Source organism: Pseudomonas sp. DVZ6 (assembly GCF_024259445.1).
In the GTDB taxonomy this organism is placed as follows: Bacteria; Pseudomonadota; Gammaproteobacteria; order Pseudomonadales; family Pseudomonadaceae; genus Aquipseudomonas; species Aquipseudomonas peradeniyensis.
Map to the genome: position 1 here is coordinate 1 of NZ_JANCLM010000014.1, position 26,367 is coordinate 26,367.

At 66.4% G+C, this 26,367-nt stretch carries 22 protein-coding genes; 11 read left to right on the forward strand and 11 right to left on the reverse strand.

Annotation, left to right across the window (positions count from 1 at the left end):
• Positions 1 to 172: 172 nt before the first annotated feature.
• The 6 genes from recC (at position 173) to NMG10_RS10175 (ending at position 11,809) form a co-directional block, all read left to right on the forward strand.
• Positions 173 to 3,652 carry an exodeoxyribonuclease V subunit gamma gene (recC, locus tag NMG10_RS10150; RefSeq protein WP_232855757.1) on the forward strand — a complete coding sequence of 1,160 codons (3,480 nt, stop codon included), beginning with the start codon at positions 173 to 175 and terminating at the stop codon, positions 3,650 to 3,652.
• Positions 3,649 to 7,320: an exodeoxyribonuclease V subunit beta gene (recB, locus tag NMG10_RS10155; protein WP_232855756.1), complete on the forward strand. Its 3,672-nt coding sequence runs from the start codon at positions 3,649 to 3,651 to the stop codon at positions 7,318 to 7,320. The genes recC and recB overlap by 4 nt, the downstream gene beginning before the upstream one ends.
• Entirely contained in the window at positions 7,317 to 9,392 is a 2,076-nt protein-coding gene (gene recD / locus NMG10_RS10160; protein WP_232855755.1) for an exodeoxyribonuclease V subunit alpha, read from the forward strand. The genes recB and recD overlap by 4 nt, the downstream gene beginning before the upstream one ends.
• Positions 9,393 to 9,461: 69 nt before the next feature.
• Positions 9,462 to 10,037 carry a YfiR family protein gene (locus NMG10_RS10165; RefSeq protein WP_203650418.1) on the forward strand — a complete coding sequence of 192 codons (576 nt, stop codon included), beginning with the start codon at positions 9,462 to 9,464 and terminating at the stop codon, positions 10,035 to 10,037.
• Positions 10,034 to 11,305 (forward strand): diguanylate cyclase, encoded by a 1,272-nt coding sequence (locus NMG10_RS10170; RefSeq protein WP_203650428.1) that lies wholly within the window; start codon positions 10,034 to 10,036, stop codon positions 11,303 to 11,305. The genes NMG10_RS10165 and NMG10_RS10170 overlap by 4 nt, the downstream gene beginning before the upstream one ends.
• 21 nt (positions 11,306 to 11,326) lie before the next feature.
• Positions 11,327 to 11,809, forward strand: coding sequence for an OmpA family protein (locus NMG10_RS10175; RefSeq protein ID WP_232855762.1), 483 nt, complete (start codon positions 11,327 to 11,329; stop codon positions 11,807 to 11,809).
• Between the two features lie 110 nt (positions 11,810 to 11,919).
• Here the strand turns inward: NMG10_RS10175 and NMG10_RS10180 are convergent, their stop codons facing one another.
• Complete coding sequence (locus NMG10_RS10180) at positions 11,920 to 12,870, reverse strand: LysR family transcriptional regulator (protein ID WP_232855754.1); 951 nt, start codon at positions 12,868 to 12,870, stop codon at positions 11,920 to 11,922.
• 131 nt (positions 12,871 to 13,001) lie between these two features.
• Here NMG10_RS10180 and NMG10_RS10185 point away from each other — a divergent pair, with 131 nt between their 5' ends.
• A complete protein-coding gene (locus tag NMG10_RS10185; protein WP_232855753.1) occupies positions 13,002 to 14,528 on the forward strand; it encodes a CoA-acylating methylmalonate-semialdehyde dehydrogenase in 1,527 nt (508 codons plus the stop codon).
• A gap of 10 nt (positions 14,529 to 14,538) precedes the next feature.
• Entirely contained in the window at positions 14,539 to 15,429 is an 891-nt protein-coding gene (mmsB, locus tag NMG10_RS10190) for a 3-hydroxyisobutyrate dehydrogenase (protein ID WP_232855752.1), read from the forward strand.
• Between the two features lie 198 nt (positions 15,430 to 15,627).
• Here mmsB and NMG10_RS10195 read toward each other — a convergent pair whose 3' ends face one another.
• From NMG10_RS10195 to NMG10_RS10230, 8 genes are all read right to left on the reverse strand, one after another.
• Positions 15,628 to 15,972 carry a cupin domain-containing protein gene (locus tag NMG10_RS10195; protein ID WP_023631693.1) on the reverse strand — a complete coding sequence of 115 codons (345 nt, stop codon included), beginning with the start codon at positions 15,970 to 15,972 and terminating at the stop codon, positions 15,628 to 15,630.
• A gap of 96 nt (positions 15,973 to 16,068) precedes the next feature.
• Positions 16,069 to 16,827 carry an aminoglycoside adenylyltransferase family protein gene (locus tag NMG10_RS10200; protein ID WP_203650439.1) on the reverse strand — a complete coding sequence of 253 codons (759 nt, stop codon included), beginning with the start codon at positions 16,825 to 16,827 and terminating at the stop codon, positions 16,069 to 16,071.
• A gap of 10 nt (positions 16,828 to 16,837) precedes the next feature.
• Positions 16,838 to 17,770: a phosphatidate cytidylyltransferase gene (locus NMG10_RS10205; RefSeq protein WP_232855751.1), complete on the reverse strand. Its 933-nt coding sequence runs from the start codon at positions 17,768 to 17,770 to the stop codon at positions 16,838 to 16,840.
• 1 nt (position 17,771) lies between these two features.
• Positions 17,772 to 18,395 carry a 1-acyl-sn-glycerol-3-phosphate acyltransferase gene (locus NMG10_RS10210; protein WP_232855750.1) on the reverse strand — a complete coding sequence of 208 codons (624 nt, stop codon included), beginning with the start codon at positions 18,393 to 18,395 and terminating at the stop codon, positions 17,772 to 17,774.
• 10 nt (positions 18,396 to 18,405) lie between these two features.
• Positions 18,406 to 18,825 carry a hypothetical protein gene (locus tag NMG10_RS10215; protein ID WP_232855749.1) on the reverse strand — a complete coding sequence of 140 codons (420 nt, stop codon included), beginning with the start codon at positions 18,823 to 18,825 and terminating at the stop codon, positions 18,406 to 18,408.
• Complete coding sequence (locus NMG10_RS10220; protein WP_232855748.1) at positions 18,822 to 20,198, reverse strand: phosphatase PAP2/dual specificity phosphatase family protein; 1,377 nt, start codon at positions 20,196 to 20,198, stop codon at positions 18,822 to 18,824. Before NMG10_RS10220 ends, NMG10_RS10215 begins: the two co-directional genes overlap by 4 nt.
• Entirely contained in the window at positions 20,198 to 21,952 is a 1,755-nt protein-coding gene (locus NMG10_RS10225; protein WP_232855747.1) for a bifunctional alpha/beta hydrolase/class I SAM-dependent methyltransferase, read from the reverse strand. The genes NMG10_RS10220 and NMG10_RS10225 overlap by 1 nt, the downstream gene beginning before the upstream one ends.
• Before the next feature lie 30 nt (positions 21,953 to 21,982).
• Positions 21,983 to 22,588, reverse strand: a complete 606-nt coding sequence (locus tag NMG10_RS10230; protein ID WP_203650449.1) for a CDP-alcohol phosphatidyltransferase family protein — start codon at positions 22,586 to 22,588, stop codon at positions 21,983 to 21,985.
• A 518-nt stretch (positions 22,589 to 23,106) separates the two neighbouring features.
• On the opposite strand from NMG10_RS10230, the gene NMG10_RS10235 reads away from it, so the two are divergent.
• Positions 23,107 to 23,514 (forward strand): type II toxin-antitoxin system HicB family antitoxin, encoded by a 408-nt coding sequence (locus tag NMG10_RS10235; RefSeq protein ID WP_203650451.1) that lies wholly within the window; start codon positions 23,107 to 23,109, stop codon positions 23,512 to 23,514.
• Between the two features lie 21 nt (positions 23,515 to 23,535).
• Here NMG10_RS10235 and NMG10_RS10240 read toward each other — a convergent pair whose 3' ends face one another.
• Positions 23,536 to 24,423, reverse strand: coding sequence for a LysR substrate-binding domain-containing protein (locus NMG10_RS10240; protein ID WP_232855746.1), 888 nt, complete (start codon positions 24,421 to 24,423; stop codon positions 23,536 to 23,538).
• Between the two features lie 77 nt (positions 24,424 to 24,500).
• Between NMG10_RS10240 and NMG10_RS10245 the strand changes: the two genes are divergently transcribed.
• On the forward strand, positions 24,501 to 25,265 hold the full coding sequence (locus tag NMG10_RS10245) for a sulfite exporter TauE/SafE family protein (protein WP_232855745.1): 765 nt from the start codon (positions 24,501 to 24,503) through the stop codon (positions 25,263 to 25,265).
• Here NMG10_RS10245 and NMG10_RS10250 read toward each other — a convergent pair.
• Entirely contained in the window at positions 25,255 to 25,569 is a 315-nt protein-coding gene (locus NMG10_RS10250) for a putative quinol monooxygenase (protein WP_232855744.1), read from the reverse strand. The two genes, NMG10_RS10245 and NMG10_RS10250, sit on opposite strands and share 11 nt — an antisense overlap.
• Positions 25,570 to 25,729: 160 nt before the next feature.
• Between NMG10_RS10250 and NMG10_RS10255 the strand changes: the two genes are divergently transcribed.
• Positions 25,730 to 26,317 (forward strand): NAD(P)H-dependent oxidoreductase, encoded by a 588-nt coding sequence (locus NMG10_RS10255; protein ID WP_232855743.1) that lies wholly within the window; start codon positions 25,730 to 25,732, stop codon positions 26,315 to 26,317.
• Positions 26,318 to 26,367: the final 50 nt, after the last annotated feature.

Here is a 26,367-nt window from a genome sequence, read left to right on the forward strand (position 1 = left end):
TGCGCCGCGAAAGGGCCGCAACGCGGCCCCGGCGATATCAGCGTGATGCACAACCCCCGGGGCCGCTACGCGCCCCTTTCGCGGCACAAGGCCGCTCCTACACAGGGATCGCGTCAACCGCCTCCGTGATAAGGTTCCTGTTCTGCACCAACCGCACTTCCGAGACCACCCAATGCCCCAGACCACCTCACTTCACCCAGGCTTCATGATCGTCCAGGGCAACCGCCTGGACGACCTGCGCAATCTGGTGGTGGGCGTGATGCGCCGTTACCCCCTGGCACCGTTGGAAAACGAAATCGCCCTGGTGCAGAGCAACGGCATTGCCCAATGGTTGAAACTGGCCCTGGCCGAGGACCCGCAGGACGACGACCAGGGCGGTTGCGGGATCGCCGCAGCCATCGATGTGCAGCTTCCGGGCAGCTTCATGTGGCAGCTGTACCGCCGTGTGCTGGGGCGCGATGAAATCCCCGAGGTGTCACTGCTGGACAAGGCGCCCCTGACCTGGCGCCTGATGCGCCTGCTCCCGGAAGTGATCGAGCGCCCGCACTTCGAGCCCCTGCGCCGCTTCCTCACCGACGACAGCGACCTGCGCAAGCGCTATCAGTTGGCGGAGCGCCTCGCCGACCTGTTCGACCAGTACCAGGTCTACCGTGCCGACTGGCTGAAGGACTGGGCAAGTGGAGCCCATGTGCTCAACACCGCACGCGGCGAGCGCAAGCCGCTGGCCGCCGGCAATCGTTGGCAGGCCGAGCTGTGGCGGATCCTGCTCGAGGATGTGGGCGAGGCGGGCATGGCCCAGAGCCGTGCCGGCGTGCACCAACGTTTCATCGAGCGGATCAACGCCCTGGAGCAGGCGCCCGCCGGGCTACCGGCACGGCTGATCGTGTTCGGCATCTCGTCGCTGCCCGCCCAGATCCTCGAGGCCCTGGCAGGCCTGGCCCGCTTCAGCCAGGTGCTGCTGTGCGTGCACAACCCCTGCCGCCATCACTGGGGCGATATCGTCGCCGACAAGGACCTGTTGCGACACCAGTACAAGCGTCAGCAACGCAAGCAGAGCATGCCCCTGCAGCTGGACGACGAGCTGCTGCACCAGCATGCGCATCCGCTGTTGGCGGCCTGGGGCAAGCAGGGGCGCGACTATATCAACCTGCTCGACAGCTACGACGATCCCGGCAGTTACCAGGGCGTGTTCAGCGACGGACGCATCGACCTGTTCAGCGAAGGTGAGCCCAAGACCCTGCTCAACCAGCTGCAGGATGACATCCTCGAGCTGCGCCCGCTGGCCGAGACCCGCGAGCAATGGCCGGCGGTTGACCCGGCCAAGGACCGTTCCGTACGTTTCCATCTGGCCCACAGTCCACAACGCGAAGTGGAGATCCTGCACGATCAGTTGCTGGCCCGCTTCAGTGCCGACCCCACGCTGCGGCCCCGCGACGTCATCGTCATGTTGCCGGCCATCGACACCTACGCACCGCATATCCGCGCGGTGTTCGGCCAGCTCGACCGCAACGATCCGCGTTATATCCCGTTCACCCTGACCGACCAGGGCCAGCGTGGTCGCGACCCGCTGCTGATCGCCCTGGAACATCTGCTCAAGCTGCCCGACAGCCGTTTCGCCGTCAGCGAAGTGCTCGACCTGCTGGACGTGCCGGCAGTGCGTGCCCGCTTCGCCATCCAGGAAAGTGACCTGCCAACCCTGCACCGTTGGATCGAAGGCGCTGGTATCCGCTGGGGACTGAGCGCCGAGCAACGTGCCAGCCTTGGCCTGCCCGAGGGGCTTGAGCAGAACAGTTGGCGCTTCGGCCTGCGGCGCATGCTGCTGGGTTACGCCGTCGGCGTGGGCGAAAGCTGTGACGGTATCGAGCCGTACGATGAGATCGGGGGGCTCGACGCCGCGCTGATCGGCCCGTTGGTGGCGTTGCTCGATGCCCTGGACATTGCCTGCCAGGCCCTCTCGCAACCCGCCTCGGCGACGGAGTGGGGGGCACGGCTGCATGCGCTGCTGCAGATCTTCTTCCTGGCCGAGAACGAGCACGACGAGTTGCTCCTGGTCCAGCTGCAAGACCTGCGCGACACCTGGCTGGAAACCTGCGACGCGGTTGGCCTGCACGACTTGCTGCCACTGACCGTGGTGCGCGAAGCCTGGCTGTCCGGGCTGGACCAGGGCAAGTTGTCCCAGCGCTTCCTGGCCGGCTCGGTGAACTTCTGCACCCTGATGCCCATGCGCGCCATCCCGTTCAGGGTGGTCTGCCTGCTGGGCATGAACGATGGCGACTACCCGCGTGCCCAGCCGCCCCTCGACTTCGACCTGATGGCCAGCGACTACCGGCCAGGGGATCGTTCCCGTCGGGAGGATGACCGTTACCTGTTGCTCGAGGCCTTGCTCTCGGCACGCGACCAGCTCTATGTGAGCTGGGTCGGGCGCAGCATCCGCGACAACAGCGAGCGCCCGTCCTCGGTGCTGATCGGGCAGTTGCGCGATCACCTGGCCGCCGGCTGGCAGCTCGCCGGCGCCAGGACCGGCCAACGCGACGACCCTGGGCAGCAGTTGCTGCATGCCCTGACCCAAGAGCATCCATTACAGCCGTTCAGCCAGCGCTACTTCCAGAAGGGCAGCCCGTTGTTCAGCTTCGCCCATGAATGGTTGGCCTTGCACCAGGCCGGGGATGAAGCGCAAGCGCCTACCGCCCTGTCGCCCTACGCCAGCGATGAGCCGCTCAACCTGGTGCAGCTTCAGGACTTCCTGCGCCATCCGGTGCGGCATTTCTTCAGCCAGCGCCTGAAAGTGTTCTTCGAGGCGCTGGAGGCACCGACCCCGGACGAAGAACCCTTCGTGCTGGACGCCCTGCAACGCTATGGCCTGAGCGAAAGCCTGCTCGGCGCCGCGCTGGCCGATCCGGACAACGCCGAGCGGGCGCTGCAGGCCCAGGCCCGACGCCTCCAGGCCTGCGGGATGCTGCCGCTGGCAGGCTTCGGCGAAGCCTTGCAGGCCGAGTTGATCCAGCCGCTGCCGGACCTGCTGCAACGCCATCGGCAACTGCTGCAACGCTGGCCGACCCTGGTCGAGGGGGCCCTGCCGGTCCATTTCGAACACGGGCCGTTGCGCCTGGAGGGCTGGCTCGGCCGGGTGTACCAGGCCGAGGACCAGAGCCTGCTGAGCATCGCCACCGTGCCCAATACCCTCAGTGCCGGGCGCAACAGCCTGAAGTGGCACCGGCTGGTGCCGGCCTGGGTCATGCACCTTGCCGCCTGCGCCTCGGGCTATCCGCTGCACAGCGCGCTGGTGGCCAGCGACCTGACCTTGTTGCTGGCACCGCTACCCCAGGGCGAGGCGGCAGAGCGCCTGGGCGAACTGCTGGTGGCACGCCAGGCGGCAATGAACGCCCCTTTGCCCGTGGCGGCCAAGACGGCCTTCGCCTGGCTGGCCCAGGAGGATCCGGACAAGGCCGTGGCCGCCGCGATCCGCGCCTATGAGGGTGACGGCCAGAACAGCTTCGGCGAGCGCAGCGAAAGCCTGGCGCTGGCCCGCCAGTACCGTGACTTCGCCGCGCTGGCCCTCGACGAGACCTTCGAAGGCTGGTGCGAAGCCCTTTATCGCCCCTTGTTCGCAGCGCCCTGGCAGACCCTGGGTAACCCGGAGAACGCCCAATGACCCAAGCCCGTCCCCTGGCGCTGAGTTTCCCCCTGCACGGCAGCCAGCTGATCGAAGCCAGCGCCGGTACCGGCAAGACGTTCACCATTTCGGCCCTGTACCTGCGGCTGATCCTCGGCCATGGCGGTGAGCAGGGTTTCAGTCGCGAGCTGCTGCCACCGCAGATCCTCGTGGTGACCTTTACCGACGCGGCCACCAAGGAGCTGCGCGAGCGTATTCGCACGCGCCTGGCCGAGGCGGCGCGCTTCTTCCGTGGCGAGCTGGACGATGCCGACCCGCTGCTGCACCTGCTGCGCGACGATTATCCACAGGAGCAATGGCCGCGCTGCGCCAGCCGCCTGGAGATCGCCGTGCAGTGGATGGACGAGGCTGCCGTTTCGACCATCCACGGCTGGTGCCAGCGCATGTTGCGCGAGCACGCCTTCGACAGCGGCAGCCTGTTCACCCAGAGCCTGGAGACCGATCACAGCGAACTGCTGGGCCAGGTCATGCGCGACTACTGGCGGCGCTTCTGCTACGGCATGCGCGGCGAGTCGCTGGCCTGGGTGCGCGGCAACTGGGGCAGCCCCGATGCCTTGTTGCCGAGGATCAGGCCGCTGTTTGGCCGTGTCCGTGGCCAGGAGGACGAGCAAGACCCGCAGTCGTTGATCGAGGCGACCCTGCGCCAGCGCACCGAGCAATTGGCGCAACTCAAGGCGCCCTGGGGCGCCTGGGCCGACGAGCTGCAGCAGATCTGCCGCGATGCCGTGGCCGCCAAGCAGGCCGACGGGCGCAAGCTGCAGGCACGCTATTTCGAGCCCTGGTTTGACAAGCTGCGGGCCTGGGCCGGTGATGAGCAGGCCATGGAACTGGACCTGGGCACGGGCTTCACCCGCCTGACGCCCGCCGGCCTGGCCGAGGCCTGGAAGTCCGGGGAGCCGCCGCAGCACCCGGCGCTGCGGGCCATGGAATCCTTGCGCGAGCAGTTGCAGGGGCTGGCCAGTCCCGATGCGCGGTTGCTGGAGCATGCCGCTGCCTGGGTTTCGGCACGCTTCGAGGTGGAGAAGCGTCGCCGTGCCGAGATGGGCTTCGACGACATGCTGCTGCGCCTGGAGCATGCCCTGGGCAGCGACTCCGGCGAGCGCCTGGCCGCGTTGATCCGCGAACAGTTCCCGGTCGCGCTGATCGATGAGTTCCAGGACACCGACCCCGTCCAGTACGGCATCTTCGAGCGCATCTACCGCATTACCGAGAACAACCCCGACACCGGCCTGTTCATGATCGGCGACCCCAAACAGGCGATCTACGCCTTCCGTGGCGCCGACATCTTCACCTACCTGGCCGCGCGCCGCGCCACCGCCGGGCGCCTGCACAGCCTGGACACCAACTACCGCTCCAGCCAGGCCATGGTCGCGGCAGTGAACCGCGTGTTCCTGCAAGCCGAGGAACGTATCGAGGGCCGTGGCGCCTTCCTGTTCCGGAGCCAGGGCGACAATCCATTGCCATTCGTCGAAGTGCGCGCCAAGGGTCGTGGCGAGCAACTGTTGATCGCCGGACAGCCCAGTGCGGCCCTGCATTGCTGGCAGCTGGAGAGCGACGAGCCGGTATCCAGCACAGCGTATCGCCAGCAGCTGGCCGCCAGTTGCGCCAGCCATATCGTCGAGCTGCTCGAGGGTGGGCAGCAGGGCGTCAGCGGTTTCGCCGATGCCGCCGGCAAGCTGCGGGCCTGCCTGCCTTCCGATATCGCCATCCTGGTGCGCGACGGTCGCGAGGCCCAGCTGGTCCGCGCCGAACTGGCCGCCCGCGATGTGCGCAGCGTGTACCTGTCGGACAAGGACTCGGTATTCGCCGCCCAGGAGGCCCATGATCTGCTGGCCTGGCTCAAGGCCTGCGCCGAGCCGGACTCGGAGCGTATGCTCAAGGCCGCCCTGGCCAGCCTGACCCTCGACTTGCCGCTTATCGAACTGGAGCGTCTGAACCAGGACGAGCGGGTCTGGGAAAGCTGGGTGATGCGCTTCCGCCGTTACCGCGACACCTGGCAGCGCCAGGGCGTGCTGCCGATGCTGCGCCGCCTGCTGCACGACTTCCAGCTGCCGCGGGCGCTGATGGGCCGCAGCGACGGCGAACGGGTGCTGACCAACCTGCTGCACCTGGCTGAACTGCTGCAGCAGGCCGCCGGCGAGCTGGATGGCGAGCAGGCGCTGATCCGTCACCTCACCGAGCACCTGGCCAACGCCGGGCAGGCCGGAGAAGAGCAGATCCTGCGCCTGGAAAGCGACGAGCAATTGGTCAAGGTGGTGACCATCCACAAGTCCAAGGGCCTGGAATACCCCTTGGTGTACCTGCCGTTCATCTGTACCAGTAAGCCGGTGGATGGCCAGCGCCTGCCCCTGGGCTGGCACGACGACCAGGGGCAGGCACACCTGACCCTGACCCCGAATGCCGAGCAGATCGAGCGCGCCGACGACGAACGCCTGGCCGAGGACCTGCGCCTGCTCTACGTCGCCTTGACCCGTGCCCAGCATGCCTGCTGGCTGGGTGTTGCCGACCTCAAGCGCGGCACCCAGCGCAGTTCGCAGCTGCACCGTTCGGCCTTGGGCTACCTGCTGGGCGGCGGCTTGCCGTTGGCGGCTTCCAGCCAATTGGGCGAATGGCTCAGTACCCTGGCGGCCGGCAATCCGGCCATCACCCATGGTCCGCTGCCCGAGGTCCAGGCCCTGTGCTACCGCATGCCGGACAGCCAGCGCGAACTGCTGCCGCCGCGTAAGCCACGGCGGGCCGCTGCGGAGCATTGGTGGATCGCCTCGTACAGCGCCTTGCGGGTGGGTGACCAGACCCTGGTCGCCGACAGCTCCCAGGCCCAGCAACTGCTGGACGACGAGGTGCTGGACAGCCAGGCGCTGCGCGAGGTGCCGGCCGAGGCGGGCGATATCCACCGCTTCCCCCGTGGGCCGAATCCGGGCACCTTCCTCCACGGCCTGCTCGAATGGGCGGGGCGCGAAGGGTTCGCCGAGGTCGCCGCCCAAGGGCCGGTGATCGAACGCACCGTGGGCCAGCGCTGCAACCGACGCGACTGGACCGGCTGGATTCCCACGCTGACCCAGTGGCTGCAGCAACTGCTGGTCCAGCCCATGCCGTTGCAAGGGGCCACCTTGACCCTCGCAGGCCTTGAGCGCTACCAGGTCGAAATGGAGTTCTGGTTCGCCAGCCATCAGGTCGATGCGGTGCGCCTCGACCACCTGGTGGCGCGCCACACGCACGTTGGCATGACGCGGGCGGCCGCCCAGCCGACCGTGCTTAACGGCATGTTCAAGGGCTTCATCGACCTGGCCTTCGAGCTCGACGGGCGCTACTACGTGGCCGACTACAAGTCCAACTGGCTCGGCCCCGACGCCGAGGCCTACGGCGCCCTGGCCATGGAGCAGGCAATTCTCGAGCACCGCTACGACCTGCAGTACGTGCTCTACCTGCTGGCCCTGCATCGCCAGCTGCGCGCGCGCCTGCCCGACTACGACTACGACCGGCATGTCGGCGGTGCCGTGTTCATCTTCCTGCGTGGCGTCACCTCGGCCGGTCACGGGCTGTATCATGCGCGGCCTCCCCGGGCGCTGATCGAACAGCTCGACGCGATGTTCCGGGGTGAGCAAGAACCTGCCCAACAGGACCTGTTTGCCGGAGCCACGCCATGAGCCGCAACCTCGACGACCTGCTGCCCACGCCCTTGCAGGCCGAGCACCTGAGCGCCCTGGCGCCGCTGCGCCATAGCCAGGACTTGCTGGCGCTGCTCGATCGCTGGGTCGAGCGTGGCTGGCTGCGCGCACTGGACCGGGCCTTCGTGAGTTTCCTCGAGGAGCGGGCGCCGGGCAGCGATCCGCTGGTGCTGCTGGCCGCCGCCCTGGCCAGCCACCAGCTGGGTCATGGCCATGTCTGCCTCGACCTGCAACAGACCCTTGCCGAGCCGGACTTCGCCCTGTCGCTGCCGCCGGAAGGCGATGCCCTGGCCGGGCCGTTGCTGCTGCCTTCGCAGCTGCTGGCCAGCCTCGAACTGGGCACCTGGTTGCAGCGGATCGCCGAGAGCCCCCTGGTTGCCACTGGCGATACCGTCGAGCAGCGTGCCCGACCACTGGTGGTCAGCGGTGAGCGCCTGTACCTGCGCCGCTATTGGACCTACGAGCGACGCATCGACAACGCCCTGCATGAGCGCCTGGCGCGCCTTCAGCCGCAGCCGGCCGACCTGGCACTACGCCTGGCGCAACTGTTCGAAGGTGGCTCGGTTGCAGGCGAAGTGGACTGGCAGAAGCTGGCCTGCGCCCTGGCCACCCGTGCCGGCTTCAGTGTCATCACCGGCGGCCCCGGAACCGGCAAGACCACCACTGTGGTACGTCTGCTGGCGTTATTGCAGGGGCCTGCTGTCGAGCAAGGCCGGCCGCTGCGCATCCGCCTGGCGGCGCCGACCGGCAAGGCCGCGGCGCGCCTCACCGAGTCCATCGGTCAGCAGGTGGAACGCTTGCAGGTGGATGGCGCGGTGCGGGCGCAGATCCCCACCGAGGTCAGCACCGTGCACCGCCTGCTGGGCAGCCGCCCGGGGTCGCGGCACTTCCGCCATCATGCCGGCAACCCGTTGCCCCTGGATGTGCTGGTGGTCGACGAAGCCTCGATGATCGACCTGGAGATGATGGCCAACCTGCTCGATGCCCTGCCGGCCAATGCGCGTCTGGTGTTGCTGGGCGACAAGGACCAGCTCGCCTCGGTGGAGGCCGGGGCGGTGCTGGGCGACCTGTGCCGTGACGCCGAGGACGGCTGCTACTGGCCGCAGACCCTGGCCTGGCTGGAGCAGGTGGGCGGGCAATCGCTGGCCGACATCGGCCTGAAGACGGGCGACGGTCAGCGCAACCCGCTGGCCCAGCAGATCGTGATGCTGCGCCACTCACGGCGTTTCGGCGAAGGCAGCGGCATCGGCCAGTTGGCGCGCCTGGTCAATCGCCAGCAAGCCCTGGAGGCGCGTGCGCTGCTGGCGACCCGACCGGCGGATGTCCATTGCCTGACCCTGGGCGGCGAGCATGACAAACGCTTCGACCGCCTGCTGCTCGATGGCCTCAACCAGGGTGCCGAAGGACCACAGGGCTATCGCGGTTACCTGCGTACCATCGGTCGCCTGCGCCCGCCGCCAGGCACGCCAGGCGACGATCCGCGCTGGGAGCGCTGGGCGGCCGAGGTGCTGCAGAGCTTCGAGGCGTTCCAGTTGCTCTGCGCCGTGCGCAAGGGCGCCTGGGGTGTCGAAGGCCTCAACGAGCGGGTCGCCCGGGTGCTGCACAACGCTGGGCTGATCGACAGCCAGCAACCCTGGTACGAGGGCCGTCCGGTACTGGTGACCCGCAACGACTATGGCCTCGGCCTGATGAACGGCGATATCGGCATTGCCCTGCGCCTGCCGGACGATCAGGGCGAGGCGCTGTTGCGCGTGGCTTTCCCGCGCAACGATGGCAGCGGTGGGGTTCGCTTCGTCCTGCCCAGCCGCCTCAGCGAGGTGGAAACGGTATTCGCCATGACCGTGCACAAGTCCCAGGGCTCGGAATTCAGCCATACCACGCTGGTGCTGCCCGACGCGCTGAACCCGGTGCTGACCAAGGAGCTGGTGTACACCGGCATCACCCGCGCCAAGCATTGTTTCAGCCTGATCGAGCCGCGCGCCGGGGTGTTCGAGGAGGCCGTGGGGCGCAAGGTCCGGCGGGTCTCGGGGTTGATGCTGGAGCAAGTCTGACTCTGGAGTTTGCCGCCGATATGCTATCGTTGCGGCATTATCCGCAAACATTTTGTGAGATTTCCCCCCATGACAGTGGCTGTCTCGGCCCTGGGACGCGTGAAGGGCTGTGCGCTCTCGTTGCTGATGGCCACGCTGTTGTCGAACGGCGCGCCCGCCTGGGCGGGCAATGCCGTGTCGGATGCGCAGGTGCAGCAACGGGCCAGGGCCGTGACCCAGGTAGTGCTGGGCATCCTCAGCTACGCCCGCTGGCCCGCCGACCCCAATCCCCTGCGCCTGTGCCTGGTCGGCCCGACCGAATATGCCGACGACCTGATCAAGGGCAATCTGCAGCAGTCCGGGCAACCCCTGCAGGTGCGCCGCCTGCTCGCCGACGACCCCAGCGTGGCCAGTGCCTGCGATGCCATCTACCTCGGCAAGCTCGACAAGCTGCAACGTGAACGGCTGTTCCAGCGGGTCAACGGCCACCCGGTGCTGAGCATCAGCGAGGCCGACGATCCGTGCACGGTGGGGAGCCTGTTCTGCCTGCGGGTCGGCGACCAGCAGGTGGCGTTCGACGTCAACCTCGACTCGGTGGCGCGCAGCGGCGTGCGCATCCATCCCAGCGTGCTGCAGTTGTCGCGACGGCGGGCGGGGCAGCCATGAAACGTTCAGCCAGGCGCTTCAGCCGGCCGACCCTGCGCGCCGTGCTCGGGCGGGGTCACCTGGGCGTGGCCTTGCTCGCCGCGGGTCTGGCCGGTGTGCTGGTGACCCTGCTCGGGGTGGCGGCGTTGCGCGTGTATGCCAACCACAACCTGCACCTGATCGCCCGCTCCATCAACTACACCGTCGAAGCCGCCGTGGTCTTCGACGACAGTGCCGCGGCCAACGAGGCCCTGGCGCTGATCGCCTCCACCGAGGAGGTGGCCGACGCCAAGGTCTACGACAACGATGGTGACCTGCTTGCCCATTGGCAGCGTGACGAGCAGGGCGTAATGGCGCAGTTGCAGTCCCACGTGGCGCGCAGCCTGCTGGAAGAGCCGATCAACATGCCGGTGCAGCACATGGGTCAGCGGGTCGGCCATATAGAGCTGACCGGACAGGGCGGCAGCCTGGTGCGCTTCCTGTTCAGCGGCCTGGTGGGCATCCTGGTGTGCACGGTGCTCAGCGCGGTGCTGGCGCTGTACCTGTCGCGACGCCTGTTCGGCGACATCATCCGTCCCTTGCGCAACCTGGCCAGCGTCGCCCATGCCGCGCGACGCGAGCGCAGCTTCGACCGGCGGGTGCCGCAGACCCAGATCGCCGAACTCAACGAGCTGGGCAACGACTTCAATGCCCTGCTCGACGAGCTGGAGGTCTGGCAGAGCCACCTGCAGAGCGAGAACGAAAGCCTTGCCCACCAGGCCAGCCATGACAGCCTCACCGGCCTGCCCAACCGTGCCTTCTTCGAAGGGCGGTTAAGCCGCAGCCTGCGCAATGCCGCCCGTAGCGAAGACCACCTGGCGCTGTTGTTCCTCGACAGCGACCACTTCAAGCAGATCAACGACAGCCTCGGCCATGCGGTGGGGGACGAAGTGCTGATCAGCGTGGCCAACCGCGTGCGTGCGCAACTGCGCGAGCACGACCTGGTGGCGCGCCTGGGGGGTGACGAGTTCGCCGTGTTGCTGACCCCACTGCACTCGCGCGAGGATGCCCAGCGCATCGCCGAGAAGATCGTCGCCAGCATGAAGCTGCCGGTGCAGCTGGAGGATGGCAACAGCCTCGTCACCTCGCTGAGCGTCGGTATCGCCTATTACCCGGACGACGGCCGCGACCCGGCCAGTCTGCTCAATGCCGCCGATGCGGCGATGTACCAGGCCAAGCGCAATCGCCGTGGCCATTGGCAAGTGGCGCAGACGGAACGCTGCGCCCCTGATGCAAAGAACAGGAGCTGAACCGTGATAAAGCGTTTTTCCATGCTGCGTTTCCCGTTATTCACCCTGCTGCTGGCGCTGTTCGCCCTGGCCGGCTGCCAGAGCGTGCCGCCCAAGGGACTGACCCCCGAGCAGGTTGCTGTGCTCAAGCGCGAGGGTTTTGCCCCGACCGACGAGGGCTGGGCGTTCGACCTGTCCGGCAAGGTGCTGTTCGGCAGTGACCTGGACAGCCTCAACAGCGCCAGCGAGTCGATTGTCGAGCGCATCGGCAAAGCGCTGCTGTCGGTGGATATCCAGCGGGTGCGCATCGACGGCCACACCGATGCCTCGGGCAAGACCGCCTACAACCAGCAGCTCTCTGAGCGCCGTGCCCAGAGTGTGGCCAAGGCCTTGATCGGCATCGGCATGCAGCCGCAGAACATCCAGACCCGCGGCATGGGCAGCAGCCAGCCGGTGGCGGATAACCGCACCGCGACAGGACGCATGGAGAATCGGCGGGTGTCGATCGTGGTGGCGTCGGACTGAGTGCTGCATGCCATCCATCGCGGGGCAAGTCGCATCGGCGCACCGCCGCTCCCACGTTGAATTGCCAATACCTGCGTGGGAGCGGGCTTGCCCCGCGATGGCCCTCAAGTTCAACCTTGAGAGAACTTCATCTCCCGCGTTTCCCCCATCAACAACGGCGCATTGGCCTCGGTCACCTCGCGGATGTAATCCCACAGCAGGGTGATCCGCTTGAGCTTGCGCAGATCCTCCCGACAGTACATCCAGAACTGCCGCGTCACCTCGATCTGCTCCGGCAGCACCGTCACCAGCCGCGGGTCCTGCGCCGCCAGGAAGCACGGCAGGATCGCCAGCCCGCGCCCCTGCAAGGCCGCCGTGTACTGGGCGATCACGCTGGTGCTGCGCAGGTGCGCGTTGGCGCTGGGGATCAGGTTGGCCAGGTACAGCAGCTCCGAGCTAAACGCCAGGTCGTCCACGTAGCTGATGAACGGATGGCGCCCCAGGTCGGCGATCTCGCGGATCGGCTCGTGGCTGTCCAGGTAGTCCTGGGTGGCATACAGGCGCAGGCGGTAGTCGCACAGCTTGCAGCACACGTAAGGGCCATGTTCCGGGCGCTCCAGGGCGATGACGATATCGGCCTCGCGCTTGGACAGGCTGATGAAGTGCGGCAGCGGCAGGATATCCACCGAGATCGCCGGCCAGGCATCGACGAAATGGCTCAGCTGCGGGGTGACGAAGAAGCTGCCGAAGCCTTCGGTGCAGCCCATGCGCACATGCCCCGACAACGCGACGCCCGACCCCGAGACCTGCTCGCAGGCCATGTGCAGGGTGCTCTCGATCGATTCGGCATAGCCCAGCAGGCGCTGGCCTTCGGCGGTGAGAACAAAGCCGTTGGTTCGCGACTTCTCGAACAGCAAAGTGCCCAGCGCCCCTTCCAGTGAACCGATGCGCCGCGACACCGTGGTGTAGTCCACGGCCAGGCGCTTGGCCGCACTGCTGGCCTTGCGGGTGCGCGCCACCTCAAGAAAGAACTTGAGGTCGTCCCAGTTCAGCGCGCTCAGGGAGGTGAGGTCTTTTTGCATGATGATCCGGTTTTTTTGTGCATTCTTGTTGGATGTTTGCACATCTATACTCGAACTCAGCCCCTGAGCGCCACCCCGTTCGCTGCGGCGTAGGCGTCCTCGTTCCGACAATAATTCCAAGGAGAGCGCAGATGAACGCACCCCAGACGCCCGACCAGACCAAGGTCGAGCAGGTCAAGCTGCTGATCGACGGCCAATGGGTCGAGTCCAAGACCACCGAATGGCGTGACATCGTCAATCCAGCGACCCAGCAAGTGCTGGCGCGGGTGCCGTTCGCCACCGTCGAGGAAGTCAACGCCGCCGTGGCTGCGGCCGAGCGCGCCTTCAAGACCTGGCGCGACACCCCGATCGGCGCGCGCATGCGCATCATGCTCAAGCTGCAGGCGCTGATCCGTGAACACAGCAAGCGCATCGCCGTGACCCTCAGCGCCGAACAGGGCAAGACTATCGCCGACGCCGAGGGCGATATCTTCCGTGGCCTGGAAGTGGTCGAGCACGCCGCTTCCATCGGCACCCTGCAGATGGGCGAGTTCGCCGAGAACGTCGCCGGCGGTGTCGACACCTACACCCTGCGCCAGCCGATCGGCGTGTGCGCCGGCATCACCCCGTTCAACTTCCCGGCGATGATCCCGCTGTGGATGTTCCCGATGGCCATCGTCTGCGGCAACACCTTCGTGCTCAAACCGTCCGAGCAGGACCCGCTGTCGACCATGATGCTGGTCGAGCTGGCGCTGCAAGCCGGCATCCCGGCCGGCGTGCTCAACGTGGTGCACGGTGGCAAGCAGGTGGTCGACACGATCTGCACCCACCAGGACATCAAGGCGATCTCGTTCGTCGGCTCGACCGAGGTCGGCACCCACGTTTACAACCTGGGCAGCCAGCATGGCAAGCGCGTGCAATCGATGATGGGCGCCAAGAACCACGCCGTGGTGCTGCCCGACGCCAACCGCACCCAGACCATCAATGCCCTGGTCGGCGCCGCTTTCGGCGCGGCCGGCCAGCGCTGCATGGCCACCTCGGTGGCGGTGCTGGTGGGCAAGGCCCGCGAATGGCTGCCGGATATCAAGGACGCGGCGAGCAAGCTCAAGGTCAACGCCGGCAACGAGCCGGGCACCGATGTCGGCCCGGTGGTCTCCAAACGCGCCAAGGAGCGTGTGCTGGGCCTGATCGAAAGCGGTATCAAGGAAGGCGCCAAGCTCGAACTGGACGGCCGCGATGTGAAGGTGCCGGGCTACGAGCAGGGCAACTTCATCGGCCCGACCCTGTTCTCCGGGGTGAAGACCGACATGCAGGTCTACACCCAGGAAATCTTCGGCCCGGTACTGGTGACCCTGGAGGTCGATACCCTCGACGAGGCCATCGCCCTGGTCAACGCCAACCCGTTCGGCAACGGCACCGGCCTGTTCACCCAGAGCGGCGCGGCGGCGCGCAAGTTCCAGAGCGAGATCGATATCGGCCAGGTCGGCATCAACATCCCGATCCCGGTGCCGGTGCCGTTCTTCAGCTTCACCGGTTCCCGTGGCTCCAAGCTCGGCGACCTCGGCCCGTACGGCAAGCAGGTGGTGCAGTTCTACACTCAGACCAAGACCGTCACCGCTCGCTGGTTCGACGATGACAGCGTCAATGACGGTGTGAACACCACCATCAGCCTGCGCTAAGGAGAACGCCATGCGTATCGCTTTCATCGGCCTGGGCAACATGGGCGCGCCCATGGCCCGCAACCTGATCAAGGCCGGGCACCAGCTCAACCTGTTCGACCTGAACAAGGCCGTGCTGGCAGAACTTGCCGAGCTGGGCGGCCAGGTCAGCACCTCGCCCAAGGACGCTGCCGCCAACAGCGAGCTGGTGATCACCATGCTGCCGGCCGCCGCCCATGTGCGCGGCGTGTACCTGGATGAAGAAACCGGCGTGCTGGCCGGCATCCGCCCCGGCACCCCGACCGTGGACTGCAGCACCATCGACCCGCAGACCGCCCGTGAGGTCTCCAAGGCCGCGGCGGCCAAGGGCATCGACATGGGCGATGCGCCGGTTTCCGGCGGGACCGGCGGCGCGGCAGCCGGCACCCTGACCTTCATGGTCGGCGCCAGCGCCGGGCTGTTCGCCACGCTCAAGCCGGTGCTGGAGCAGATGGGCCGCAATATCGTGCACTGTGGCGAGGTCGGCACCGGGCAGATCGCCAAGATCTGCAACAACCTGCTGCTGGGCATCTCGATGATCGGCGTGTCCGAGGCCATGGCCCTGGGCAATGCGCTGGGCATCGACACCAAGGTGCTGGCCGGGATCATCAACAGCTCCACCGGGCGTTGCTGGAGTTCGGACACCTACAACCCGTGGCCGGGCATCATCGAGACCGCCCCGGCTTCGCGCGGCTACACCGGCGGCTTCGGTGCCGAGCTGATGCTCAAGGACCTGGGGCTGGCCACCGAGGCCGCGCGCCAGGCGCACCAGCCGGTGATCCTGGGGGCCGTGGCCCAGCAGCTGTACCAGGCCATGAGCCTGCGCGGCGAGGGTGGCAAGGATTTCTCGGCGATCGTCGAGGGGTACCGCAAGAAGGATTGACGAGCGAGTGGACTTGATCGCGGGCCGGGTGGCCCTTCCCCTTGTAACTGCGCACCTTGGGGAAGGGTCATCAGGTTCGCGATTTTTTTATGACCAGCTGTGGGGGGCGTGGGAGCGGGCTTGCCCCGCGATGGCATCTGCTCGAGCAGTGATGTCTTGTGGCAGTACGCATCGCGGGGCAAGCCCGCTCCCACCGAGTCAGGCGAAGACGAAGTATTTACGCACCGTCTCGACCACTTCCCAGGTCCCCTTCATCCCCGGTTCGATCACAAACACATCGCCCGCCTTCAGATGCTTCGGCTCTTCACCCTCAGGCGTGACGATGCAGTAGCCATCGAGGAAATGGCAGTACTCCCACTTCTCATAGTTGACCTCGAACTTGCCTGGCGTGCAGATCCAGGTGCCCATGATCTTGCTGCCGTCAGCGGACAGGTAGGCGTTGAGGTTGACGGTGTGCGGGTCGCCGCCGATGCGCTTCCACTTGGTCGCGTCGACCACCGGGGTCGGGCAGGTTTCGCGCAGGACGGTGATGAAATCGGACATGGCGTGGCTCCAGGCAACAGGTGAGATGACGCATCACCATAGGGCCATTGCCAGGCGGGCAGTTGCCTGGGCTCGACGCCCAGCTGTCTGCCTGCGCTATGCCGGGATATGGGCCTTGCAGTAGTGAATAAATGCAGCCACCGGCTCAGGCCAGGCCGTCAATTGCTCCGTGGTCTCGCCCCGGTAGGCGTCCCGGGCATTGGCCAGCACGGGCCGGTGGACCTTGGGCAGCTGCGGTAACAGCCAGTCGGCAGCGACATCCTTGGCCGCGATTTCACCGGTCGTCAGGCTGTACCAGATACGCGCAAGGGCCAGGACCACGGTGCGCTCGTCGCCGCTCCAGTCCTCGGGGCTGTTCCATTGCGCGAGGGTGTCGTGGAAGGCCCGGGCCAGGTCGGCAGCCGGAACGGGGTCGAACCATTGCGCGGCGGCCGGGCCAAGCAGGTTGATGCTGTGCTGGCGGGCCTTGGTCAGCAGGATGGCCAGGTCGGGGTCGAGTTGTGCAGGTTCCAACTCACCGGCCAGCAACGCCTCGCGCAGCCATTCGCCGAATTGCAGTTCACGCCGGGCCGGATAGTGCCAGGGGTGAGTGTGGTCACGAGCCAGCACTGTCACCTCGAGCGCCCGCAGATCAGGGCGACTACCGGGACGGGCCGAGACCGTGAGCAGATCGAGCATCAGTGCTTGACGCGTCGCAGGGGGCAGGGGACTTGCCACGGTTACCAGCAGGTCCAGGTCGCTCTCCGGTTTCAAGCCACCGGAGACCGCAGACCCGTAAAGATGGATGGCCAGCAGTTGATCGCCCAGGTGCCGTGTGAGGATCTGCCGGGCGGCGGACAATTGCGCGTCGATCATGCTGTATGCCTCACGCCCACCAGTAACGCACGAAGTGGAAGAATACCGGCGCGGCGAAACACACCGAGTCCATGCGGTCGAGCATGCCGCCGTGGCCTTCGATCATGTGGCCCCAGTCCTTCACGCCGCGGTCGCGCTTGATTGCCGACATCACCAGCCCGCCGAAGAAACCCATGGCGTTGACGGTCAAGGCCATCAGCGCCGCCTGCCAGAAGGTGAACGGGGTGATCCAGCACAACAGGGCGCCGACCAGGGTGGCCAGCGCCACGCCGCCGAGCAGCCCTTCGAGGGTTTTCGACGGCGACAGGTTCGGCGCCACCTTGCGTTTGCCGAACAGCTTGCCGCACACGTACTGCAGCACGTCGCTGATCTGCACCACCAGGATCAGCCAGGCGATCAGCAGCAGGTTGCGGCCCTCGTAGCCGGGGATGTCCAGGGTCATCAACGCCGGCACCGACGACACGCAGTACACCGCGATCATCAGGCCCCACTGCACCTTGGAGGCGCGCTCGAGAAAGCGCGTGGTGTCGCCGCCGAAACTGGCCAGGATCGGCAGCAGCAGGAACAGGTACACCGGGATGAAGATGCTGAACAACCCGTACCAGTCCATGGCGATAAGCAGGTACTGCACCGGCAGCGCCACGTAGAACGCCGCCACCAGCGCTGGATAGTCGCTGCGTCGGGTCGGGGTGAGGGTCATGAACTCGCGCAGGGCATAGAACGACACGCCGTAGAACAGCACGATCACGCCGTACTTGCCGAACAGGAAGGCGATGCCGATCACCAGCACCATCACCCACCAGGCGTTGATGCGCGCGTTGAGGTTGTCGATCACCGCATGCGGGGCGGGGCCGGCGCGCCATTTGAGCAGGCGGCCGATCAGGCTGGCGAGCAGCAGCAGGGCGCCGATGCCGGCGAACAGCGACAGGGTGTTGTGATCCATCTCAGGCTTCCTTCGGGGCCAGGTTCAGCAGGGCCTGGCGGGCCCGCTCGAGAAAGGCGTGCTTGCCCTCGTCCGGCTGCAAGTGCAGCGGCTCGCCGAAACTCAGGGTGCACAGCAGCGGCAGCGGCAGGGCGCGGCCCTTGGGCATGACCCGGTTGAGGTTGGCGATCCACACCGGCACCAGCTCGACCTGCGGGTTGGCCGAGGCCAGGTGGAACAGGCCGCTCTTGAATGGCAGCAACGGGTCGTCGGTCAGGTTGCGCGTGCCCTCCGGGAAGAAGATCAGTGAATCGCCCTGGGCGAAGGCCTCGAGCACCGGTTGCAGCGGGTTGCCCTCGCCCGTGCCGTGCTGGCGGTCGATCAGCACGCCGTTGAACACCTTACGGATCAGGAAGTCGCGGATCCCCGGCTTGCACCAGTAGTCGGCGCCCGCCACGGGGCGGGTGCGGCGGCGCAGCGGTTCGGGCAGCGCGGCCCACAGCAGCACGAAGTCGCCATGGCTGCTGTGGTTGGCGAAGTACAGGCGCTGCACCGGTTGCGGTGTGCAGCCCAGCCACAAGGCGCGGGCGCCGGTGATCAGGCGGGCGGCGGAGGTGATGACGAAGGCGGTCAGGCTGGCGAGCATGGCATTGGTCTTATCCGGTGAAGGGGAGGGTCAGCAGCAGCGCGACCTGCAGCGCCAGGCACAGGGCCTGGCGACGCAGCAGGGCCAGGGCGGCCCGACTGCGGGTCGGCCAGTCGCGCGGGTCGCTGGGCGCAGGTTTGAGGCGCAGGTCGAACAGGGCGTGGTCCAGGGCCTGGGTATCGGCAGGCAGGTCGCCGCTGGCGCCGAGGCGGGCGAACAGGTCGGCATCCAGGGCGACGCGTATAGCCCAATACTTGTGGACCAGGCCGAGCAGCAGCAACAGGCCGCAGAGCAGATGGGGCAGTGGCGCCAATGGCAAGCCGAGCAGCGGTGCCAGGGTGCAGGCCAGGGCCAGCAGGGTCAGGCCGTCCGACAGGCGCTCCAGCTGACGGCCTCGGGCGAGCAGGCTGGCGACGAGAAACAGCCTCATGGCTGGGCCTCCAGATGATGCAATGCCAGGCGGTGGGCCGGGTGCAGGACCACGCCGGGGCGCGCCTGGCGAATCAGCGCCTCGGCTTGTTCGGCACTGGCACAGCGGCCACTGAGCAGCAGCCAGGCGGCGACGGCGCTGGCGCTGCGCGAGTAACCCAAGGCGCAGCAGACCAGCACCGGGCCTTGTTGCTGGAGGTGTTCGATGGCCTTGGCGGCCTGTTGCAGGATTTCCCGGTCTGGGGCAATCAGGTCCAGGGTCGGCAGGCTCTGGTAGTCCTGTGGCGTTTTCAGCGCCTTCATCGCGGGGCAAGCCGCGTTGTGGGAGCGGGCTTGCCCCGCGATGCTCTGTTGAGGGACAGCAAGACAGGGCAGTTCCGCGCTCAGGTCGACAATCGCCGCGAACGCGGACGCTTCAGTGCGCCCCGGAACTCTGCCGAGATATACGCCATCGGCCACCTCATCCGCCTGCGGATGCCGCCAGGTCCATAGCCGAGAATTGACCCAGGCGCCCAGCAGATACGGCGCCAGCAGCCAGGTGGCGGCCACGGACAGCTGCCCGTCGGCGCCTTTCTGGAAACCTGCGGCGCCGAACAGGGCATAGTTCAGCGCCACCAGCAGCAACGACAGCGCCGGCCACAGCAGCCACAACCCGCCACCGCCGATCTTCATTGCCAGTAGCCCCAGCACGGCCGCGCCGAGTCCATAGCGCAGTGTCAGGCGCCAACGTTTCGGATCGCGCGCCAGGTGTGCCTGTCGCCAGGGCAACGGGCCGCTGTGTGGCCACAGCCACAGGCAGACGAACCCCGCCAGCGCCCCGGTCGGCACGTCAATGAAATGATGCTGCCAGGTGGTCAGCACCGACAGGCCGATCAGCCCCATCCAGCCATGCAACACCCAGCGCCAGGCAGGATGCCGCGTATGCCGGGCGAACATCGTCCAGATGATCACCAGCAACGCAATGTGCAACGACGGCGCCTGGTTGTACGGTTTGTCGAAACCCATCAGCACATCGAACAGCCAGCCGAACAGCCCCGACAGTTCGGGACGCTCGAAGGTGAAGCGCAGCGGCCAGAGCAGGAAACAGGCCACGCAGACCAGTTGCGCCGTCAGCAGGGCCAGGGCATGACGGTCCATCTCCGAACGCGAGCGCGGCAGCAGGAACGACAACCCGTACAGCAGGTCGATCGACCAGTACGGGATGATCGTCCAGGGCCACAGCGGCACCTGCCGCTCCCAGGCGAACACCAAACTGCCGATATCCTCGCGGCCGGCGGTGTAGGTATTGGCCAGGCCGTAGCTGAGAAAGAAGAACGGCCCGAGCAGCAACAGCCACAGGACACCACGACGGACCAGCCCGGCTTCACGGCCCATCAGCGCACCCGCTGCGCCAGGCTGACGCTGAAGATGCCCCACTCGTCGATGCGCTGGGTGATCTTGCGAAACCCTGCCGCTTCCACCAACTGGTCCATCTCCGCCTGGCTGCGCCGACGCATCACCCAGGCCTGGCCGCCACGGTGGCTGGTCAGGGCGCGGGCGATCATTTCCAGCTGCGGGTGCCAGGGCTGCCCGGTGTAGACCAGATAGCCGCCGTCCTCTACCGCGTCGGCGAGTCCCGCCAGCGAGTTGCCGACCAGCTCGTTGCTGGGGAACAGTTCGTAGAGGCCCGAGACCACCGCCAGTGTCGGATGCGGGGTGAGAGCGGCCAGGCTCTGGCGGTCGAAGGCATCGCCCTGGACGAAACGAGCGATCTCGGCCAGGCCCTTTTCGCTGATCAAGGCATTGCCCTGTTGCACGTTCAGTTCGCTGTAGTCGCGCAGCAGGATCGAGTCGGGCAGCTGTTGCAGGCCCTGCAGCGCCTCGAGGATGTAGCGGCCATGGCCGGCGGCGATATCGACGATATGCACCGGGCGCTGCTGTTCACGCAGGCGGGCGATGGCCAGGCGCAGCAGTTCCTCGACATTCAGCTTGCGCTGGCGGATGCCACGCCAGCCGATGGCATCCAGGTAGTTGCGGTCGATCAGCTCGCCCAGCTTGCCCTTGCCGGTCGGGGTGTTGCGGTAGATGTAGTCGAGGGTGGAGCCTGAGTCGAAACCGGTGTCGAAGCCCAGCTTCACCCCTTCGGAAAAGCCTTTGCCCAAGCGCAGGCTGGCGCGGGTGGCACGCCAGTAGAGGTCGCGTGGCGAATGGCGCGGCAATGGCGCGGCCAGGCTCTCGGCCTCGGCGCAACTGGCGCCGCTCTTGTCGGCATCGAGCAGCGAGGGCTGCGCTTGCGGAGCGTCGAAGCAGTGCGCGACGAAGCGCTCGATCCGCGCCAGGGCATGGGCGCGGTCGCGTTCGCCAAGGGTGTCGTGGAAGAAGCCGGGGAGGATGTGCTTCTCTTTGCGTGCGCTGCCCAGGCGGTCGAAGAACTGCTCCTGCGGCTTGCGCTCGACCACCAGGTCGGCGCCGGAAATCAGCAGCTGCGTCGGCACCTGGATCGCCTGGGCATCGGCGACCACGCGGTCGGCGGCGTCGTACAGGCCCAGCAGCATGGTGACGGAGATGGGCCGGCTGATCAGCGGGTCGGCGACATAGGACATGACCCGTTCCGGGTCGTGGGTCAGCAGGCGCGGCTTGACGTAGCTGTTGACGAAGAAGTTGCCGCGCAGGGCCTTCATAAGCTTCAGCCCGGGGCGGGCGAAAGGTACGTAGAGCTTGACCTTGAAGGCCGGCGAGGCGAGCACCAGGCAGCGTACCCGGGGCGCATAATCGTGGGCCCAGGTGGCGATCAGTACCGCGCCGACGCTTTGTGCCAGCACCACCATGTCGGCCTCGGCGATGCCGTGCTGCGCCTGGATGTGCTCGATGAAGGTCTGCACGTCGCGCACGCTGGTGGCGAAGCTCGGGCTGTCGCCGCGAGCCCCCGGTGACTGCCCATGACCACGGGCGTCCCAGGCGAAGAAGTCGTAGCCGGGCATATCCAGCTCATCGGCCAGGTGGGCCATGCGCCCGCCGTGCTCGTGGCCGCGATGGAACATCACCACGGCCCGGCGCGGCTGGTGTTCGTTGCGCGTGGCGGGCCAATGACGATAGTGCAGCTCGACGCCGTCATGGGTGCAGAAGTGCAGCGATTGCGCTTGGCGCATGGCGAATATCCTTGTCCGGCAGCGAGGGGCTCAGCGGGTTTCGGCCAGGCCGTGGCGAACCCGGTTGTAGAGGGTATAGAGCGAGAGCAGCAGGATGACCAGCAGCAGGCCGTTGATCCAGGTCGCGGCCAGCAGCCCGAACCCCACGCCGGTGCCCAGCACGCCGAAGGCAAAGGCTCGGTCGCTCTTGCCCATCGGCCCGTCGTAGCGGCGCGATGCGCCGGCCAGCGGGCCCATCACTCCGGCGTACTCGCTGATCACGGCGAACACCACCACCAGCACTACCAGCGTCGGCGAAACGCCTGGCAGCAGGGCGAAGGGCAAGTAGAGGGCGGAGTCGGCGATCACGTCGCACAGTTCATTGAGGTAGGCGCCGAGTTTGGACTGCTGGCCGAACTCCCGGGCGAGCATGCCGTCGACCGCGTTCAGCGCCATGCGCAGCAGCATCCACACCGGGATCAGCAGGAACAGCCAGGTGACCTGGGGCAGCCAGGCCAGCAACAGGCCCAGCAGGACGGAAACCGCAGCGGCGGTGACCGTGACCTGGTTGGCGGTGATGCCGCGATCGAACAGGCGCTGGACGGCAGGGCGCAGCAACGCCTGGAAGCGGGGTTTGAGCTGGTAGATCGATGGCACGGTGAATTCCCTGTCGTGGTGCGGCATGGACGCGATTGTGGGGAATCAGGCCCAGGGGCGGCAAGGGGGGCGTAGCGGAGTTGTGAGGACGGCGAGGTAATCGAGGTGGCCTTTGTCGGCGTTGATCGCGGGGCAAGCCCGCTCCCACACTGTTCCCCGCGAAGGCAGGGTAGTGCAATAGGCAGGGCAATTTCCTAAGGAACAACACGCAACCCATTGATTTGGCTTGGCCCTGTGGGAGCGGGTTTACCCGCGAAGAATCCAGCGCGGTGTATGGCCCCGGCTTCGCCGGGCGATCTCCTACAGACTTGGCGCAATTGTTGTAGGAGCGGGCTTGCCCCGCGAGGGGCCGCACAGCGAGTTTAGGTACTCGGCTGTAGTTCATTTCCGAAACTTGTTTCACTGCCGCCTGGCACATTGCGAGGGTGCGGCTGAACGTTCTAGTTTCGCGGTTCACCGACCGGAAACGCTGCCCGGCAGATGCCCAACCATGGCAGCTCGACAAAACGAGAGAGCCGATGAACCTACTTGTTGTCCTGCACAAGTCCCGTGAGACCTATTACGGTGTCACCATCCCCGATGTACCTGGCTGTTTTTCCGCAGGCGCCACGGTCCCCCAGGCACTGGAGAACGTTCAGGAGGCGCTGGCGCTGCATTATGAAGGGCTGGTGGCCGATGGCGCGCCCCTGCCGCAGGTGCAGGAAATGGATGCGCATGTGGACAATCCAGAGTATGCAGGCGGCCTCTGGGCGTTGGTGGACTTCGACGCAACGCCGTACCTGGGGACGGCGGTACGGTTCAGTGCGACGTTGCCCAGGAACTTGTTGCAACGAATCGACGATAGGGTGAAGCAGGACAATCGCTACGCTTCACGCTCCGCATTTCTGGCTTCAGCGGCGCTGCGCGAACTGGCTGTGGTGTCCTGAGCCTGCGCGCCCCGGTCATATTCAGACAGGCTCGGCCAAGCGATCGACCAGCACGGCGGCGTACCCCGGCAATGCGCTGAAATCCCGCGAGCAGAGGAGCAAATGGCGATTGGCCCAGTCCTCTCGCAGGGCAACCCAACGCAGCGGCAGGACGCCTTCCCAGCGCCGAACCGAGGCCAGTGGCACCACTGCCACGCCGGCCCCGCCCGAGACCATGCGGATCACCCCATCGAACCCTTCCGCACGAACCCGCACCTGCATGCGCCTTCCCTGGCGTAGCGCCTGTTCCTCAAGGTGCAACGCGAGGGCGCTGTTGGCGCCAAGCCCCACATACCCATGGCCCAGACTCGCGTTGAAACCTGCCTCATCATGGGCGTCCAGCGGATGTCCCCGGGGCATTACCAGCACCAGCGGATCATCGCGAAACGGCCGTGTTTGCAGATGTTCGCAAGGCGCGGCGCTGGAAATGATGCCCAGGTCCGCCATGCCCTGGGTGATCGCCTGGACGATGCCAAGGCTCGGCAACTCCTGGATATCGACACTTACCCCCGGGTGCTCGACCAGATAGCTGGCCAGCAACTCCGGCAGGTACTCGGTCAGTGCAGCCGTGTTGCACAGCAGGCGTACCTGTCCTTGCAGGCCTTGAGCGTACTGTCCCAGGTCGTATTGCAGGCGTTCCAATTGCCGGGCAATCAGCCGCGCATGCTGCAGGAGCGCCTGGCCGGCAGGTGTGGGCTGTACACCGCGGCGGTTGCGGGTGAGCAGGGGGATGCCCAACGAAGCTTCCATGGCGCGAATGCGGGCACTGGCCGCTGGCAGCGACAGGTGACTGCGTCGGGCACCTTCGGTGATGTTGCCGCTCTCGAGGGTATGCTGGAACAGCTTGAGATCGATCAGGTCGAAATGCATCTGCCTCTGTCCTGGAAAGAGTCTGCCTGAGTATATGGCAGATTTTCAGCGCGCCGGCCGCACGGCAGGATGACGCCATGAATACCTTCCTGGCGTTTTATCAGAGTATCGGGCCTGCAATTTCACTGCTGGTGATCATGACCTTCTTCCTGGCTGGCGCGGTCAAGGGGGTGATCGGCCTGGGGCTGCCTACCATTGCCATGGGCTTGCTGGGCCTGGCTATGTCTCCGGCGCAGGCAGCGGCGCTGCTGATCGTGCCGTCGACCGTGACCAACCTGTGGCAGCTGGCGGCAGGCGGTCACTTGCTGGCGCTGCTGCGGCGCCTGGGAGGGATGTTGTCGATGATCTTCATCGGCACCCTGTTGGGCAGCGCCTGGTCAGGTATCGACAGTGGCCCGTGGGCAGCCCATGGCTTGGGCGCTGCGTTGCTGATCTATGCCCTTTACGGCCTGGCCGGCCCGGGCTTGCGGGTGGCGCCTGGGCGGGAGCGTTGGCTGGGCCCCGCCTGCGGGTTGCTGACGGGCGTGGTGACGGCGGCCACCGGGGTGTTCGTGATGCCCGCAGTGCCCTATTTGCAAGGTCTTGGCCTGAGCCGTGAGGAGATGGTCCAGGCATTGGGGCTGTCATTCACCGTCTCGACCCTGGCGCTGGCGGTTGGCCTGGCCGGTCAGGATGCCTTGGGTGGCCAGGCCTTGGGCGCTTCGTTGCTGATGCTGGCGCCCGCCTTGCTGGGCATGTTCGCCGGTCAGTGGCTGCGCGGGCGGATCAGCGCAGCGCTGTTCAAGCGCTGCTTCTTCATCGGCCTGGCGCTGCTGGGCACGCACCTGTTGATCAACGGTTAGCGGACGAAGCGCTGAGCATGTCGATCATCTGGATATCAAAGTCGCGCTCCAGGTAATCCATGCGCTTTTCGAAGAACGCGGCCATATGCGGCAGCGCCGAGTGCACGTCCAGGGCCGTCTTGCTGGCCCAGACCTCGAAGAACACGAACAGGCTAGGGTCTTCCTTGTCGCGCAGCATGTGGTACTCGATGCAGCCCGGCTCCTGGCGGCTGGGCTCGACGTAGGGACGGAACAACTGCTCGAAGGATTCGGCCTGTTCCGGGCGGGTCTTGGCTTTGAGGATGAAGGCGTATTGCTCGCTCATGGCAGATCTCGGTGAGTGAAGAGGGTGAGCAGATTCTAAATCAACAATATGTTTGCCATTCGTGATTAACAGGCAAATGTATTTTGCCCTGAACCCGCTGTTTCCCCGCCCCGTGAGTGCCTAACCTGCCGGCAACTTCACTTACAGGGCTGACCCTCCCATGAAAAAGATCCTCCTGCTCAACGGTGGCAAACGCTTCGCCCACTCCGACGGCCGCCTCAACCAGACCTTGCACGATGCCGCGCTGGCTCACCTGGACCGTGCCGGTTTCGATGTGCGGGAAACTTTCATCGACGGTGGCTACGACGTCCAGGCCGAAGTGGAGAAATTCCTCTGGGCCGACGTGGTGATCTACCAGATGCCCGGTTGGTGGATGGGCGCGCCCTGGACGGTGAAGAAATACATCGACGAGGTGTTCACCGCCGGGCACGGCAGCCTGTACGCCAACGATGGCCGCACCCGCTCCGACGCCTCGCAGAAGTACGGCAGCGGTGGCCTGGTCCAGGGCAAGCAGTACATGCTGTCGCTGACCTGGAACGCGCCGCAGCAGGCGTTCGACGATCCGAGCGATTTCTTCGAGGGCAAGGGCGTGGATGCGGTGTACTTCCCGTTCCACAAGGCCAACCAGTTCCTCGGCATGAGCGGGTTGCCGACCTTCCTCGCCGTCGATGTGATGAAGCGGCCGGATGTGCCGGCGGCGCTGGCGGCGTACGTGCAGCACCTGGATGAGGTGTTCGGCAAGGCCTGATCGCTCGCCTCTGTAGGAGCGGCCTTGTGCCGCGAAAGGGCCGCAGTGCG

Excerpts from the sequence above, each read along its gene's own strand:
- recC (WP_232855757.1), top strand. The coding sequence starts at position 173 with ATGCCCCAGACCACCTCACTTCACCCAGGCTTCATGATCGTCCAGGGC.
- recB (WP_232855756.1), top strand. The coding sequence starts at position 3,649 with ATGACCCAAGCCCGTCCCCTGGCGCTGAGTTTCCCCCTGCACGGCAGC.
- recD (WP_232855755.1), top strand. The coding sequence starts at position 7,317 with ATGAGCCGCAACCTCGACGACCTGCTGCCCACGCCCTTGCAGGCCGAG.
- NMG10_RS10165 (WP_203650418.1), top strand. The coding sequence starts at position 9,462 with ATGACAGTGGCTGTCTCGGCCCTGGGACGCGTGAAGGGCTGTGCGCTC.
- NMG10_RS10170 (WP_203650428.1), top strand. The coding sequence starts at position 10,034 with ATGAAACGTTCAGCCAGGCGCTTCAGCCGGCCGACCCTGCGCGCCGTG.
- NMG10_RS10175 (WP_232855762.1), top strand. The coding sequence starts at position 11,327 with ATGCTGCGTTTCCCGTTATTCACCCTGCTGCTGGCGCTGTTCGCCCTG.
- NMG10_RS10180 (WP_232855754.1), bottom strand. The coding sequence starts at position 12,870 with ATGCAAAAAGACCTCACCTCCCTGAGCGCGCTGAACTGGGACGACCTC.
- NMG10_RS10185 (WP_232855753.1), top strand. The coding sequence starts at position 13,002 with ATGAACGCACCCCAGACGCCCGACCAGACCAAGGTCGAGCAGGTCAAG.
- mmsB (WP_232855752.1), top strand. The coding sequence starts at position 14,539 with ATGCGTATCGCTTTCATCGGCCTGGGCAACATGGGCGCGCCCATGGCC.
- NMG10_RS10195 (WP_023631693.1), bottom strand. The coding sequence starts at position 15,972 with ATGTCCGATTTCATCACCGTCCTGCGCGAAACCTGCCCGACCCCGGTG.
- NMG10_RS10200 (WP_203650439.1), bottom strand. The coding sequence starts at position 16,827 with ATGATCGACGCGCAATTGTCCGCCGCCCGGCAGATCCTCACACGGCAC.
- NMG10_RS10205 (WP_232855751.1), bottom strand. The coding sequence starts at position 17,770 with ATGGATCACAACACCCTGTCGCTGTTCGCCGGCATCGGCGCCCTGCTG.
- NMG10_RS10210 (WP_232855750.1), bottom strand. The coding sequence starts at position 18,395 with ATGCTCGCCAGCCTGACCGCCTTCGTCATCACCTCCGCCGCCCGCCTG.
- NMG10_RS10215 (WP_232855749.1), bottom strand. The coding sequence starts at position 18,825 with ATGAGGCTGTTTCTCGTCGCCAGCCTGCTCGCCCGAGGCCGTCAGCTG.
- NMG10_RS10220 (WP_232855748.1), bottom strand. The coding sequence starts at position 20,198 with ATGGGCCGTGAAGCCGGGCTGGTCCGTCGTGGTGTCCTGTGGCTGTTG.
- NMG10_RS10225 (WP_232855747.1), bottom strand. The coding sequence starts at position 21,952 with ATGCGCCAAGCGCAATCGCTGCACTTCTGCACCCATGACGGCGTCGAG.
- NMG10_RS10235 (WP_203650451.1), top strand. The coding sequence starts at position 23,107 with ATGAACCTACTTGTTGTCCTGCACAAGTCCCGTGAGACCTATTACGGT.
- NMG10_RS10240 (WP_232855746.1), bottom strand. The coding sequence starts at position 24,423 with ATGCATTTCGACCTGATCGATCTCAAGCTGTTCCAGCATACCCTCGAG.
- NMG10_RS10245 (WP_232855745.1), top strand. The coding sequence starts at position 24,501 with ATGAATACCTTCCTGGCGTTTTATCAGAGTATCGGGCCTGCAATTTCA.
- NMG10_RS10250 (WP_232855744.1), bottom strand. The coding sequence starts at position 25,569 with ATGAGCGAGCAATACGCCTTCATCCTCAAAGCCAAGACCCGCCCGGAA.
- NMG10_RS10255 (WP_232855743.1), top strand. The coding sequence starts at position 25,730 with ATGAAAAAGATCCTCCTGCTCAACGGTGGCAAACGCTTCGCCCACTCC.